General features: G+C 62.9%; 14 protein-coding genes. 12 read left to right on the top strand and 2 right to left on the bottom strand.

Translation table 11 applies throughout. From position 1 onward, the window contains the following. Positions 1-4: 4 nt before the first annotated feature. Positions 5-427, bottom strand: a complete 423-nt coding sequence (locus tag GTP69_RS08185; protein WP_161054421.1) for a YybH family protein — start codon at positions 425-427, stop codon at positions 5-7. An 18-nt stretch (positions 428-445) separates the two neighbouring features. Continuing rightward, entirely contained in the window at positions 446-646 is a 201-nt protein-coding gene (locus GTP69_RS08180) for a zinc-finger domain-containing protein (protein ID WP_161048995.1), read from the bottom strand. A gap of 135 nt (positions 647-781) precedes the next feature. Between GTP69_RS08180 and GTP69_RS08175 the strand changes: the two genes are divergently transcribed. The 12 genes from GTP69_RS08175 to GTP69_RS08120 all read left to right on the top strand — a co-directional run bounded on the left by GTP69_RS08175 (position 782) and on the right by GTP69_RS08120 (position 13,568). Further along, positions 782-1,528 (top strand): AzlC family ABC transporter permease, encoded by a 747-nt coding sequence (locus GTP69_RS08175; protein ID WP_161054420.1) that lies wholly within the window; start codon positions 782-784, stop codon positions 1,526-1,528. Continuing rightward, positions 1,521-1,853: an AzlD domain-containing protein gene (locus GTP69_RS08170; protein WP_161054419.1), complete on the top strand. Its 333-nt coding sequence runs from the start codon at positions 1,521-1,523 to the stop codon at positions 1,851-1,853. The genes GTP69_RS08175 and GTP69_RS08170 overlap by 8 nt, the downstream gene beginning before the upstream one ends. 67 nt (positions 1,854-1,920) lie before the next feature. Next, positions 1,921-3,135, top strand: coding sequence for a phosphoglycerate kinase (locus GTP69_RS08165; RefSeq protein ID WP_161054418.1), 1,215 nt, complete (start codon positions 1,921-1,923; stop codon positions 3,133-3,135). 171 nt (positions 3,136-3,306) lie between these two features. After that, positions 3,307-4,755 carry a pyruvate kinase gene (gene pyk / locus GTP69_RS08160; RefSeq protein ID WP_161054417.1) on the top strand — a complete coding sequence of 483 codons (1,449 nt, stop codon included), beginning with the start codon at positions 3,307-3,309 and terminating at the stop codon, positions 4,753-4,755. A gap of 66 nt (positions 4,756-4,821) precedes the next feature. Further along, positions 4,822-5,886: a class II fructose-bisphosphate aldolase gene (gene fba, locus GTP69_RS08155; protein WP_161054416.1), complete on the top strand. Its 1,065-nt coding sequence runs from the start codon at positions 4,822-4,824 to the stop codon at positions 5,884-5,886. Positions 5,887-5,994: 108 nt separating this feature from the next. Further along, positions 5,995-6,891: a phosphoribosylaminoimidazolesuccinocarboxamide synthase gene (locus GTP69_RS08150; RefSeq protein WP_161054415.1), complete on the top strand. Its 897-nt coding sequence runs from the start codon at positions 5,995-5,997 to the stop codon at positions 6,889-6,891. A 2-nt stretch (positions 6,892-6,893) separates the two neighbouring features. Further along, on the top strand, positions 6,894-7,391 hold the full coding sequence (purE, locus tag GTP69_RS08145; RefSeq protein WP_161054414.1) for a 5-(carboxyamino)imidazole ribonucleotide mutase: 498 nt from the start codon (positions 6,894-6,896) through the stop codon (positions 7,389-7,391). Further along, entirely contained in the window at positions 7,392-8,588 is a 1,197-nt protein-coding gene (locus GTP69_RS08140; protein WP_161054413.1) for a 5-(carboxyamino)imidazole ribonucleotide synthase, read from the top strand. Beyond that, on the top strand, positions 8,585-9,670 hold the full coding sequence (locus tag GTP69_RS08135; RefSeq protein ID WP_161054412.1) for an L-threonylcarbamoyladenylate synthase: 1,086 nt from the start codon (positions 8,585-8,587) through the stop codon (positions 9,668-9,670). The genes GTP69_RS08140 and GTP69_RS08135 overlap by 4 nt, the downstream gene beginning before the upstream one ends. Positions 9,671-9,859: 189 nt before the next feature. Further along, positions 9,860-11,305: an alpha/beta hydrolase family protein gene (locus GTP69_RS08130; protein WP_371867850.1), complete on the top strand. Its 1,446-nt coding sequence runs from the start codon at positions 9,860-9,862 to the stop codon at positions 11,303-11,305. 174 nt (positions 11,306-11,479) lie between these two features. Beyond that, the gene (locus GTP69_RS08125; RefSeq protein ID WP_161054410.1) at positions 11,480-12,856 is read left to right on the top strand and encodes an SGNH/GDSL hydrolase family protein; all 1,377 of its coding nucleotides are present in this window, start codon (positions 11,480-11,482) and stop codon (positions 12,854-12,856) included. Positions 12,857-12,887: 31 nt separating this feature from the next. Next, positions 12,888-13,568: an OmpW/AlkL family protein gene (locus GTP69_RS08120; RefSeq protein ID WP_161054409.1), complete on the top strand. Its 681-nt coding sequence runs from the start codon at positions 12,888-12,890 to the stop codon at positions 13,566-13,568. The last annotated feature ends 10 nt before the right edge of the window (positions 13,569-13,578 follow it).

Raw genomic sequence — 13,578 nt, 5'->3', positions numbered from 1 at the left:
GGCTTTAATGCAGGATCTGGCTGTGCGTATCCTGCGGCGCCGGTCCCGGTGCGATCGATACATGATGCAGGACGATGCGCCAGCCTTTCGGCGTTTTCGCGTACACATTGGTGGCGATCAGGTGTGCCGGCTCGCCGCTGGCGGCGGTGGCACCCTCGATCACCACGTGGACCGAGCTCATCAGCGTATGGGTCTCGTGCAGCTGCGACGGCAGGATGTGCAGGCCGCCGTGTTCGAGGATGGCGGACCAGGAGGCGCGGATGGCCGCATGGCCGATCAGGCGCACGCCGCCCGGATGCACGCAGACGATCTCGTCGTCATCCGCCCACAAGGCCATCAGCGCTTCCAGGTCGGCGCGGTTGAGGGCGTCGTAGAAGGCCGTTTCGGTTTCAGCGGCGCTGCCGTTGTGCGTTTTCTTGGCTGGCATGGTGGGCGAGGGAGGAGATTAGTGGTGGCCGACCACGGTGCCTGGCTTCAGGCTGTAGGCGGTGCCGCAGTACGGGCATTTGGCGACGCCGTGGGCGTCGAATTCCAGGAACACGCGCGGGTGCGACGACCACAGCGGCATGGCCGGGTTAGGGCAGTGGGCCGGCAGATCTTTGCCATCGAGTTCAACTGCGGCGGCGGCGGTGTGTGGATTGGTCATTTCTTGTGGCTCCGGATGGCTAAGAGAAAACCACGATTTTAACGGATTCGCGCAGTTGGCAAAAATCGTCGGTAAAATAGCGCCTCTACAACCCCGGTCCGGCCCACCCTGTGGCAGGAATGCCACAACTGTCCCATGATTGAATCCAGCCCTGCCGCCGCAGCCCCCTGCGTCGCGACCCACCACGAACCGTCCTGGCGCGCCGGCCTCAAGACCGGCATGCCGTCGCTGTTCGGGATTGGTGCCTGGGGTCTGGTGGTGGGCATCGCCATGGTCAAGTCCGGCCTGACGATACCGCAGGCGCTGGGCATGACGCTGGTGGTGTTTGCCGGCTCGGCCCAGCTGGCGGCCTTGCCGCTGATCGCGGCCGATGCGCCGATTTGGGTCATTTTCGCCACCGCGCTAGTGGTCAATCTGCGCTTTGTGATCTTTTCGGCGCTGCTGGCGCCGCATTTTTCCCACCTGCCGTGGCGCCAGCGCCTGACGCTGGGCTATGTGTCGGGCGACATTTCCGTGGCGCTGTTCCTGCAAAAATACCCGTCGTCGGCGCCCGAGGTCGGCAAGCTGTCGTACCTGAAGGGCTTGCTGTACCCCAACTGGGCCTCGTGGCAGATCGGCTCGATTGTGGGCGTATTGCTCGGCAGCGTGGTGCCGCCGGAGTGGAACCTGAGTTTTGCCGGCACCTTGGCGATTATTTGCGTGATGATCCCGTTGACGGCGGGGCGGCCGGCGCTGTGCGGCGTGCTGGTGGCTGGCGCCGTATCGGTGCTGGCGCATGGGTTGCCGTACAAGCTGGGCCTGCTGGCGGCGGTTCTCGCCGGTATGCTCAGTGCCATGCTGGTCGGTGAGACCGTGGAGAAATTGAGGACTAAACATGGCTGACTGGGAAATCTGGCTGGTAATCCTGGTGCTGGCGCTGGCCACCGCCGCCACGCGCAGCTCGTTCTGGCTGGTCGGCCATCGCATCACCATCCCCAAGCGGGTGCAGGAGATGCTGCGCTATGCGCCGGCCTGCGCGCTGGCGGCGATTGTGGCGCCGGACCTGATCCTGGCCGCCGACGGCCAGCCGGTGCTGGACGCCAGCAATCTGAAACTGGTATCCGGGATCGTCGCCACCATCTATTATTTGCTGCGACGCAATATGCTGGAGACCATCATATTCGGCATGGCTTTCTTCACGGCATTAAGGCTGATTTCTGTAACTTAATAACAGAAAAATCAACTCCGGCTTGCGGTAGAATAGCGCTCTTCCTCCAACTCGACTTTGGGTAGCCATGTCCGCTGTTCTGAACTTCATCCGTCTGCAAGACCTCATCGATCAAAATGCGCTGCAAGGCAAACGCGTTTTCATTCGCGCCGACTTGAACGTGCCACAGGACGATGCGGGCAATATCACCGAAGATACGCGCATCCGCGCTTCCGTTCCTGCCATTAAGGCAGCAGTTGCCGCCGGCGCCAAGGTCATGGTCACGTCCCACCTGGGCCGTCCGACTGAGGGCGAGTTCAAGCCGGAAGACAGCCTGGCGCCAGTCGCCCAGCGCCTGTCCGAGCTGCTGGGCCAGCCGGTTGAGCTGAAGCAGAACTGGGTGGACGGCGCCGGCCTGGAAGGCCTGCAAGCCGGCCAGGTAGTGCTGCTGGAAAACGTCCGCGTCAACAAGGGCGAAAAGAAGAACAGCGACGAACTGGCGCAGAAAATGGCCGCTTTGTGCGACATCTACGTCAATGACGCCTTTGGCACCGCGCACCGCGCCGAAGCCTCGACGCACGGCATCGCCAAGTTTGCGCCTATCGCCGCCGCCGGCCCGCTGCTGGCCGCCGAGCTGGACGCGCTGGGCAAGGCGCTGGGCGCCCCGGCCCGTCCACTGCTGGCGATTGTCGCCGGCTCGAAAGTTTCCTCCAAACTGTCGATCCTGAAGGCGCTGGCCGACAAGGTCGATAACCTGATCGTCGGCGGCGGCATCGCCAACACCTTCATGAAGGCTGTCGGCCTGAACATTGGCAAGTCGCTGGTGGAAAACGATCTGGTCGATGAAGCCAAGGCCATTATCGACATCATGGCCAAGCGCGGCGCGCAAGTGCCGATTCCGGTCGACGTGGTGTGCGCCACGGAATTCTCGCCAACCGCCGTCGCCACCGTCAAAGACGTGGCCGATGTGGCCGACGACGACATGATCCTGGATATCGGTCCGAAGACCGCCGCCCAGCTGGCCGCGCAGATCGCTGCCGCCGGCACCGTGGTGTGGAACGGCCCGGTCGGCGTGTTCGAGTTCGACCAGTTCGGCGAAGGCACCAAGACGCTGGCGCTGGCCATCGCCCAATCGAAGGCGTTCTCGATCGCCGGCGGCGGCGACACGCTGGCCGCGATTGCCAAGTACAACATCGGCGAGCAGATCGGCTACATCTCCACCGGCGGTGGCGCCTTCCTGGAGTTCCTGGAAGGTAAGACCCTGCCGGCGGTCCAGATCCTGACCCAGCGCGCCGCCCAGTAAGAGGAATAGCACGGTCGTGCTTTGTAGCAAATTAACAGTAGAATCCAGGTAATGCCTGGGAGGGGTGTCAAATCTGTAGCAAAACCTACAGATTTGATGTCTTAACCGCAATAAACCCTGGTTTCCGCGCCGCGCGGGAACTGTTCGCATGACCTACTGCTAAGGAATACTATGTCTCGTAGCACCAAAATTGTCGCCACGATTGGCCCAGCTTCTACCGACTTCAACGTACTGGTCAAGATGATCCGTGCCGGTGTCGATGTCGTGCGCTTGAACTTCTCGCACGGCAAGGCGCAGGACCACATCGACCGCGCCCGTCTGGTGCGCGAGGCGGCTGCCGAGTGCGGCCGCGAAGTGGCGATCATGGCGGATATGCAGGGTCCGAAAATCCGCGTCGGCAAGTTTGAGCAGGGCAAGATCGAACTGGCCAAGGGCGACAAGTTCATCCTGGACGCCAAGTGGGGCGAGAACGGCGAACTGGGCAACCAGGAACGCGTGGGCCTGGACTACAAGGCATTGCCGCAGGACGTGCGTCCGGAAGACCAGCTGCTGCTGAACGACGGCCTGATCGTGCTGGTGGTGGAAAAAGTGGTGGGCAGCGAGATTTACACCGTCTGCAAAATCGGCGGCGAGCTGTCCAACAACAAGGGCATCAACCGTCTGGGTGGCGGCCTGACCGCGCCGGCGCTGACCGCCAAGGACATGGAAGACATCAAGACGGCAATGAGTTTCCAGGCCGATTACCTGGCGATTTCGTTCCCGAAAAGCGCAACCGATATGGAAATGGCGCGCCAGCTGGCGAATATCGCCGGTGACGCCTACGGCCACAAGCCGATGATGATCGCCAAGATCGAACGCGCCGAAGCGATCCCGCTGTTGCAGGAGATCCTCGACGCCTCCGACGGCATCATGGTTGCCCGTGGCGACTTGGCGGTGGAAGTGGGCAACGCCGCCGTGCCGGCGCTGCAAAAACGCATGATCCGCATGGCGCGCGAGTCGAACAAGCTGGCGATTACCGCGACCCAAATGATGGAGTCGATGATCTTCAACGCCGTGCCGACCCGCGCCGAAGTATCGGACGTGGCCAACGCCGTGCTGGACGGTACTGACGCCGTGATGACGTCGGCCGAAACCGCATCGGGCCGCTATCCGATCGAAACCGTTGAAATGATGGCCGCCATTTGCGTGGAAGCCGAGCAGTCCGAGTACAACAAGCTGGATGCCGACTTCCTCAATGCGACCTTCACTCGCATCGACCAGTCGATCGCCTACGGCGCGCTGTTCACCGCGCACCACCTGGCGGTGAAGGCGATTGTGGCGCTGACCGAGTCCGGCTCGACCGCGCTGTGGATGAGCCGTCACAACATCGATACGCCGATTTTCGCGCTGACGCCTTCGACCACCACCTTGCGCAAAGTGGCGCTGTACCGCAACGTGAAGGCATACAATTTGCTTCAGGAAGGTGGCAGTGCCGCCGTGCTGAAGCAGGCTGAAGAGCTGCTGGTCGCGCAAGGCGTGGTCAAGAAGGGTGATCTGATCGTTGTGACCTCGGGTTCCCCGATGGGCCAGGTCGGCGGCACCAACGCGCTGAAGATCGTCAAGGTCGGCGAATTTAGTTAATTAACCGGTCGTCGGGGATGACGACGGACCGGTGACAGGTTTTTTTATTGTTTTTGGAGAGTTACCATGTCCCTCGTATCCATGCGTCAACTGCTGGACCATGCTGCTGAAAACGGCTATGGCATCCCTGCGTTCAACGTCAACAATCTGGAACAAGTGCAGGCCATCATGGCTGCCGCCGATGCGCTGAACGCACCGGTGATCATGCAAGCTTCGGCCGGCGCCCGTAAATACGCCGGCGAAGCGTTCCTGCGTCACCTGATCGACGCCGCTATCGAAGCCTACCCGCACATCCCGGTCGTCATGCACCAGGACCACGGCCAGTCGCCGGCGGTCTGCATGGCCGCCATCCGCTCGGGCTTCAGCTCGGTGATGATGGACGGTTCGCTGGAAGCCGACGGCAAGTCGGTGGCGTCGTACGAGTACAACGTCGACGTCTCGAAAGAAGTGGTCAAGTTCTCGCACGCCATCGGCGTGACGGTGGAAGCCGAACTGGGCGTGCTCGGTTCGCTGGAAACCATGAAGGGCGACAAGGAAGACGGCCACGGCGCCGACGGCCTGATGACCCGCGAACAGCTGCTGACCGACGTGGCGCAAGCCGCCGACTTCGTGCAACGCACCCAGTGCGATGCGCTGGCGATCGCCATCGGCACCTCGCACGGCGCTTACAAGTTCACCCGCAAGCCAACCGGCGACATCCTGGCAATCGACCGCATCAAGGAAATCCACGCCCGCATTCCTAACACCCACCTGGTGATGCACGGCTCGTCGTCGGTGCCGCAGGAACTGCTGGCTATCATCCGCGAATTCGGCGGCGACATGAAGGAAACCTACGGCGTGCCGGTGGAAGAGATCCAGGAAGGCATCCGTCACGGCGTGCGCAAGATCAACATCGACACCGACATCCGTCTGGCGATGACTGCGGCAACCCGTAAATTCCTGTTCGAGAATCCTTCGAAATTCGATCCACGCGACTTCCTGAAGCCAGCCCGCGCGGCCGCCGAACAAATCGTTCGCGCCCGTTTCCAGGCCTTCGGCTGCGAAGGCCAGGCGTCGAAAATCAAGGCAATTCCACTGGAAAAAATGGCTGAGCGCTACAAAGCCGGCGAGCTGTCCCAGATTGTGAAGTAAAATTCTGTTTTGGAACGGGTTGGTCTTACGGACCAATCCGACTCTTTCGACCGGCGATCGAGCATTCCTCTGTCGCCGGTTTTTGCTTTTTCATTACATTCCCCTGCTATGAACAGCCTCTACCAGTCTTCCATCAAGTCCCTGCCACTCCTCGGTCATGGCAAAGTCCGCGACAACTACGCTGTCGGCGATGACAAAATCCTCATCGTTACCTCCGATCGCCTGTCGGCCTTCGACGTTGTCATGAATGAACCAATTCCCGGCAAAGGCAAGGTACTGAACCAGATGACCGACTTCTGGTTCGAGAAGCTGGGCCACATCGTGCCGAACCACCTGACCGGCGTTGCGCCAGAGTCCGTGGTTGCCGCCGACGAAGTGGATCAGGTCAAGGGCCGCGCCGTGGTCGCCAAGCGCCTGAAGCCGATCATGGTGGAAGCCGTGGTGCGCGGCTACATCATCGGCTCGGGCTGGAAAGATTACCAGGCTACCGGTTCGATCTGCGGCATCAAGCTGCCGGAAGGCCTGCAGCAGGCGGAAAAGCTGCCACAGCCGATCTTCACGCCAGCCGCCAAGGCCGACCTGGGCGAGCATGACGAGAACATCAGCTTTGAAGACATGGAATCCCGCATCGGCGCCGAACTGGCTGCCAAAATGCGCGATGTCGCCATCAAGTTGTACACCGAAGCGTCGGAATACGCCGCCTCGCGCGGCATCATCATCGCCGACACCAAGTTTGAATTCGGCCTGGACGACAACGGCGTCATGCACCTGATGGACGAAGTGCTGACCGCCGACTCGTCGCGCTTCTGGCCGGCCGATTCCTACGCCGTCGGCATCTCGCCGCCGTCGTTCGACAAGCAGTTCGTGCGCGACTACCTGGAAACCCTGACCGATTGGGGCAAGACCGCACCGGCGCCAGCGCTGCCGGCCGACGTCATCGACAAAACTCAGGCCAAGTATTTCGAAGCCATCGAACGCCTGACCGGCGAAAAGCTGAAGGTATAACGATGGCGGATCAAAAACCACTGGTCGGCGTCATCATGGGTTCGTCTTCGGACTGGGACGTGATGTCGAATGCAGTCAGCATCCTCAAGCAATTCGGCGTGCCGTTTGAAGCGCAAGTGATTTCGGCCCACCGCATGCCGGACGAAATGTATGCCTATGCCAAGAGCGCCCGCGCGCGCGGCCTGCGCGCCATCATCGCCGGCGCCGGCGGTGCGGCGCACCTGCCGGGCATGGTTGCGGCCATGACCATCGTGCCGGTGCTGGGCGTGCCGGTGCCGTCGAAATATCTGCGCGGCGAAGACTCCATGCTGTCGATCCTGCAAATGCCGAAAGGCGTGCCGGTCTCCACCTTCGCCATTGGCGAAGCGGGCGCCGCCAATGCAGCGCTGACCGCCGTGGCCATGCTGGCCGCTACCGACGACGCGCTGGCCGACAAGCTGGAAGCATTCCGCGTTTCGCAAACCGAGGTCGCCAAGGCCATGACTCTGCCGGTTGAATAAATGAGTGATACGAAGTTAAAGCCCATCCTGCCGCAAGCCAATCCACCAGCCTGGCTGGGCGTGATGGGCGGCGGTCAGCTGGGCCGCATGTTTGCCCAGGCCGCGCAGGCCATGGGTTATCAGGTTGCTGTATTGGAGCCGTCAGAAGATTGCCCGGCCGGCCAGGTCGCACAACGGCTGGTCAACGCCGGCTATAGCGACGAAGCTGGTCTCGATGCGCTGGCCGCGCAATGCGCCGCCGTTACCACCGAGTTTGAAAACGTCCCGGCGGACAGCCTGTCGCGCCTGGCGCAATCGGTGTTCGTGGCACCGAACGCGCACGGCGTGTCGGTCGCGCAGGACCGTGTAGCCGAGAAGAGTTTCTTCGTCAGCTGCGCCGACAAGTCGGGCGTGCTGCCGGCGCCGCACAAGGTGATCGCTTCGCAAGCGGATATCGACGCCATCGGTGATGACCTGCTGCCGGGCATCCTGAAAACCGTGCGCATGGGCTACGACGGCAAAGGCCAGGTACGCGTGAAATCGCATGCCGATGTGCAGGCCGCATTTGAATCCATGGACAAGGTGACTTGCCTGCTGGAGAAAATGCTGCCGCTGGCCTACGAAGTATCGGTTCTGACAGCGCGCGGCCATGACGGCGAATCGGTGGTCTATCCGATCGCCGAAAACGTGCACCGCGACGGCATCCTGTTCACCACCACCGTGCCAGGCCCGAACGTATCGGAAGAGAGCGCCTTGAAAGCGCAGAAGGCGGCGCAAGCTATCGTGGCCGAGCTCGGTTACGTGGGCGTGCTGTGCATCGAATTCTTCGTACTGACCGACGGTTCGCTGGTGGTCAACGAAATGGCGCCGCGTCCGCACAACAGCGGCCACTACACCATCGACGCCTGCGTCACCAGCCAGTTCGCGCAGCAGGTACGCGCCATGGCGCAATTGCCGCTGGGCGATGTGCGCCAGCATTCGGCGGCCGTGATGCTGAACATTCTGGGCGACGTCTGGTTCACCGACGACAGCGACGCCACGCGTGAGCCGGCCTGGAATGAAATCCTGGCGCTGCCGGGCGCCAATCTGCATCTGTACGGCAAGGACGATCCGCGCCGCGCGCGCAAGATGGGTCACCTGACTTTCATCGCGCCAACGCTGGCGCAAGCGCAGCAGCAACTCAACGCCGCCTGTGCCGTGCTCGGGATCGAAGCTTGAAGCAGCCATCCGCAACCGTCGCCGACCAGGCCGCTATTGCCGAAGCGGCGGCCATTCTGGAGCAGGGCGGGCTGGTGGCGTTTCCCACCGAGACCGTCTACGGCCTCGGCGCGGACGCTGAAAATCCGGCCGCCGTGGCGCGCATCTACGAAGCCAAGGGCCGGCCGCATGATCATCCGGTGATCGTGCACCTCGCCCCCGGCGCCGATCTCGACTACTGGACCACCGACGTGCCCGACGAAGCGCGCCAGCTGGTGCAAGCTTTCTGGCCCGGTCCGCTGACGCTGATCCTAAAACGCAACCCGCGCATCCCGGACGCCGTCTCGGCCGGCCAGGACAGCGTCGGCATGCGTTGCCCGTCGCACCCGGTCGCCATTGCGCTGTTGCAGGCGTTCAAAGGCGGCAAGGGCGGCGTGGCGGCGCCATCGGCCAACAAATTCGGCAACGTCAGCCCGACCACCGCGCAGCACGTGCGCGACGAGTTCGGCATGGACACGCATGACGATGGCGCGCTGAACGGCGACGATGCCTGCTCCGCAGCCGAACTCAGCCGCGTGCTGGAAGGCGGTTCGAGCGAGGTGGGGATTGAGTCCACCATCGTCGATATGTCGCGTCTGGCGACGCATGGCCCGGTGCTGCTGCGTCCCGGTCACATCAGCGCGCAACAGATTGCGGATGTGATCGGCATGCTGCCGGCCGCGCCGGACCAGGCCGCGCCGCGCGCCTCGGGTACGCTGGAATCGCACTACGCGCCACGCACGCCGGTTACCATGCTGGCGGCCGATGGCTTTGCCGCTACGCTGTCCCAGCTGCACGCCAAGGGCGTCAAGGTGGCGCTGATCGGCCACGACCTGCCGGCCGCGCTGACCACCTCGGCCCATGCCCAACGCATGCTGCCTGCCGACCCGGCCGGCTACGCCTATGGCCTGTATGCTGCGCTGCGGGATATGGACCAGACCGATGCCGGCCTGATCCTGGTCGAAACCCCGCCGCAAGACGCCGCCTGGCTGGGCGTCAACGATCGCCTGCGCCGCTCCGTGTTCGGCTCGGCTGGCGTGATCGACGCGCTGTTGCAGAAATAAGCCACTGCCGTGTTCTACGGCAGCTTCACCTGCTAAGATGAATTTGTTGCCGGCCGAAAAACTCGCCCGGCCATCTTGCAAGGAAGCGATATGCGCAATGCACGGCTGGCTCTGATTCCCCTCGTCTTGACTCTGGCTTCCTGCGGCGGTGGCGGCGGCAGTAGTGCCGACCACAGCGGCGGGACCGTCGTGACGCAACCCTCGACACCGGTGCCGCAACTGCGCGGCCAGCCCATCGGCAGCGCCACGCTGGTGCCGGTCACTGTCAGCGCCAGCAGCACCGTCAACACGCTCGACCCGGCCGCGCTGAAAACGCTGGTCGACGCCGGCACCACCTTGGGCAGCGCCATCACCGGCACGCCCACCTGCGCCATCACCACTTACACGCTGAAGTACCACACCATCGATTCGACCGGCGCCGACACGCCCGCCAACACCGCCATCATCGTGCCATCGGGCACCAACGCGGCCTGCCAGGGCGGCCGTCCGGTGCTGTTGTATGCGCACGGCACCTCGGTCCAAAAAAGCACGGACATGGCCAACCTGGCTTCCACCGAACCACGCCTGATCGCCGCCATGTTCGCAGCCCAGGGCTATATCGTGGTGGCGCCGAATTACGTCGGCTATGCCGGCTCGACCGCCGGCTACCATCCGTATCTGGATGCACAACAGCAGTCGGCCGATATGATCGACGCCTTGCGCGCCGCCCGCAGTGTCTTCAGCAGCATCAACGTTGGCGCCTCCAGCCGGCTGATGGTCACCGGCTACTCGCAGGGCGGCTTTGTGGCCTTGGCCACGCAGCGCGCCATGCAGACGCAATACGCGTCCGAATTTGCGGTGACGGCCGCCGCGCCATTGTCCGGCCCGTATGCGCTGACGCAGTTCGGCGACGCTATCTTCAGCGGCGCGCCGACCACCGGCTCGGCCGGCTTCCTGCCGATGCTGATCAACGCCGGCCAGCGCGCCGGCGCCAATCTGTACAGCAGCACCAGCGATATCTACGAGCCGAAGTACGCCACCGGCATCGACACGCTGTTGCCCGGCACGCAAAGCCTGGGCGATCTGGTGGCGGCCGGCAAGCTGCCGGACGATGTGCTGTTTGCCGCCGACTCGCTGCCGCAGACGGCCGGTTACGCCAGCGCCTTCGGCGCCGATCACCTGATCAAGACCGCCTACCGCGATGCCTACCTGGCGGACCTCAAGGCCAATCCGTGCAACGCCAGCAGCGCCACGCCGCTGGCTTGCGCGCCGGCACAATCACTACGCAAGTGGCTGCTGAAGAACGACCTGCGCACTTACACGCCGACCGTGCCGCTGTTCCTGTGCGGCGGTGATGAAGACCCGTTGGTCCCGTATGCCAACACCGCCAGCACGGCGGCGTACTTCCGTGCGCAAAATGCGGCCGGCCTGCAACTGACGGTGTTGAATGTTGACACGCTGGCGGCGGGGCCGTCGCTGACCTCGCGCACCGAGTTCGCCGCCGCCAAGGAGGCGTTGCGTCTGCTCACACTGAGACAGACCGGCAGCGCCGCTGCCGCCGACCAGGCGGTCAAGGACGCGTATCACGCGGGACTGGTGGCGCCGTTTTGCCTGCGGGAGGCGCGCGCCTTCCTTGATTCTGCACCAACGCGGTGAATGGCGACTTGATATAGCTGAATAAATGCCGAGCAAGCGTTCTTTTTTGCTCACAAACCCCTGTTTTTAGGGGTGTTCCTCTATACAAGAGTTTCTTGTACTGGCATATTAGTTGGGTTGCGAATAGCACGGCCGTTCGTATCACAAGACAAAAAAATATTTTTAGGAGACAACATGCGTCATACCAAACTTGCACTTGCTGCAATGGCCCTGGCCGTCCTTGCGGGTTGCGGCGGCACCGATCCAGCAGCGGGCGATCAAACCACGAAAGTCAAATACAGCGCACAGGTGTCGTTCGGCGATAGCCTGTCCGACGTCGGCTCTTACGCCGTCGGCACCGTTGCCGCACTGAAGGGCGGCAAATTCACCATCAACGGCAACAACACCTCGGTCAATGAAACCCTGACCGGCAAAAACTGGACCGAGCTGACCGCCGCCCAGATCGGCCTGGCTGCACCATGCGCCGCCGTCACTGGCCTGGACGGCAATGCCGCCCAGGGCTTCTCGGTGCCGGCCACGCCGCACGCCGGCTGCTACGGCTACGCCATGGGCGGTTCGCGCGTGACCAATCCTATTGGACCGAGCCATAAGGCGACCGGTAGCGCGCTGGGCGCGCTGACCTATCCGGTCGTGACCCAGATCGCCAACCACCTGAAAGCGGTGGGCGGCAAATTCAAGGGCGACGAGCTGGTGCTGGTCATGGCTGGCGGTAACGATGCACTGTTCCAGCTGGGTGCGCTGAGCAGCGCAGCCACCACAGCGGGTACCACTGCCGGCAACACCGCCTACCTCACCAGCCTGATCGGCCAGCTGGCTGCCGGCGCCACCAATCCTGTTACTGCCGCTGCTGCTATCGGTGCTGCCGCACAAACCGCCGCAGCACAGAGCGGCGCGACGCAGACCACCATCACCCAAGCCGCTATCGGCGCTGCTGCTGTGCAGCCGGGTAACTCGGCTGTGGCTTCGGCTGCCGTCTTTGGTCCGATGGTTGCCAAGGCCACCACTGACGCGCAGACTGCAGGCGCCAAGGCCGGCGCCGACTACGCGACCGCCCACGGTCCGGAACTGGTCGCTGCAATGGGCCAAGCCGGCACCGAGTTGGTGGCACTGGTGAAAACCCAGATCATCGCCAACGGCGCCAACTACGTGGTGGTGAACAACCTCCCGGACGTGGCCACCACGCCGTCGGGTCGCACCAAGGATGCCTCGACCCAGGCACTGATCAACGCCATGGTCAACGCCTACAACAGCGCGCTGAGCTCGGGCCTGGCCAGCGAATCGAAAGTGCTGCTGGTGGACGTGTTTGCGGTCAGCCATGACCAGGCCACGAACCCTGGCCCATACGGTCTGACCAACGTGTCCGAAACCGCATGCGACCTGACGACCGCCAAGAACCCGCTGGGCAGCTCGCTGGTGTGCAACGCCAGCAACCTGAAAACGGGCGACGTCAGCCACTGGTCCTTTGCCGATGACGTACACCCAACCCCTTACAACAACCTGCTGCTGGCGCGTTATGTGTCCAAAGCGATGGTGACCAAGGGCTGGCTGTAATTCAGTCACATAGAAAATATCTGGAGACGATATGAATAAAACGGTAAAACTGCTGGCGCTGGCCGCCGCAATGACGGTGGCTTCGGCTGCATCGGCACAACAAACCGCCGGTACCTGGCTGGGTACGCTGGGTATCAACAAGATCACGCCGAAAGTGGATTCGGGCGATGTGTCGGCGCCGGCGCTGCCGGGCACCAAGACCGATGTCGGATCGGACACCCAGCCACGCTTCACGGTAGGTTATCTGTTCACCGACAACATCTCGGTCGAGCTGGACGCCGGCCTGCCGTACAAGCACGAGCTGAGCGGCGCTGGTTCGATCCAGGGCACCGGCAAGCTGGCGACGGCGGAAGTGCTGCCGCCGACCATCTTTGTCCAGTACCGCTTCCTGAACGCGAACTCGACCTTCCGTCCTTATGTCGGCTTGGGTTACACCTACGCCATGTTCCAGAAGGAACGCGGTTCGGGCCAGCTGACGGCGATCCTGAACACCGGCGGCCCGGGCGCCACCTTCAAGCTGGACGACAAGTCGGCAGCCAGCTTCCAGATCGGCGGCACGTACAAGATCAACGAGAAATGGTTCCTGGATGCGTCGGTCATCAAGACCAAGCTGAAAACCACGGCCCACTACTCGACCGGTCAGACCCAGGAAGTGCGCCTCGATCCGCTGGCAGTCAACTTCAGCATCGGCTACGCCTTCAAGGGCTTCTAGCCCGCAACGT

It is taken from the genome of Duganella levis (genome assembly GCF_009857605.1).
Classification (GTDB): domain Bacteria; phylum Pseudomonadota; class Gammaproteobacteria; order Burkholderiales; family Burkholderiaceae_D; genus Rugamonas; species Rugamonas levis.
The sequence above is the reverse complement of the archived record's forward strand: the minus strand, read 5'-3'. Positions and strand labels throughout refer to the sequence as shown.

Coding starts and splice junctions, on each gene's coding strand:
- GTP69_RS08185 (WP_161054421.1), bottom strand. CDS start 427: ATGCCAGCCAAGAAAACGCACAACGGCAGCGCCGCTGAAACCGAAACG.
- GTP69_RS08180 (WP_161048995.1), bottom strand. CDS start 646: ATGACCAATCCACACACCGCCGCCGCCGCAGTTGAACTCGATGGCAAA.
- GTP69_RS08175 (WP_161054420.1), top strand. CDS start 782: ATGATTGAATCCAGCCCTGCCGCCGCAGCCCCCTGCGTCGCGACCCAC.
- GTP69_RS08170 (WP_161054419.1), top strand. CDS start 1,521: ATGGCTGACTGGGAAATCTGGCTGGTAATCCTGGTGCTGGCGCTGGCC.
- GTP69_RS08165 (WP_161054418.1), top strand. CDS start 1,921: ATGTCCGCTGTTCTGAACTTCATCCGTCTGCAAGACCTCATCGATCAA.
- pyk (WP_161054417.1), top strand. CDS start 3,307: ATGTCTCGTAGCACCAAAATTGTCGCCACGATTGGCCCAGCTTCTACC.
- fba (WP_161054416.1), top strand. CDS start 4,822: ATGTCCCTCGTATCCATGCGTCAACTGCTGGACCATGCTGCTGAAAAC.
- GTP69_RS08150 (WP_161054415.1), top strand. CDS start 5,995: ATGAACAGCCTCTACCAGTCTTCCATCAAGTCCCTGCCACTCCTCGGT.
- purE (WP_161054414.1), top strand. CDS start 6,894: ATGGCGGATCAAAAACCACTGGTCGGCGTCATCATGGGTTCGTCTTCG.
- GTP69_RS08140 (WP_161054413.1), top strand. CDS start 7,392: ATGAGTGATACGAAGTTAAAGCCCATCCTGCCGCAAGCCAATCCACCA.
- GTP69_RS08125 (WP_161054410.1), top strand. CDS start 11,480: ATGCGTCATACCAAACTTGCACTTGCTGCAATGGCCCTGGCCGTCCTT.
- GTP69_RS08120 (WP_161054409.1), top strand. CDS start 12,888: ATGAATAAAACGGTAAAACTGCTGGCGCTGGCCGCCGCAATGACGGTG.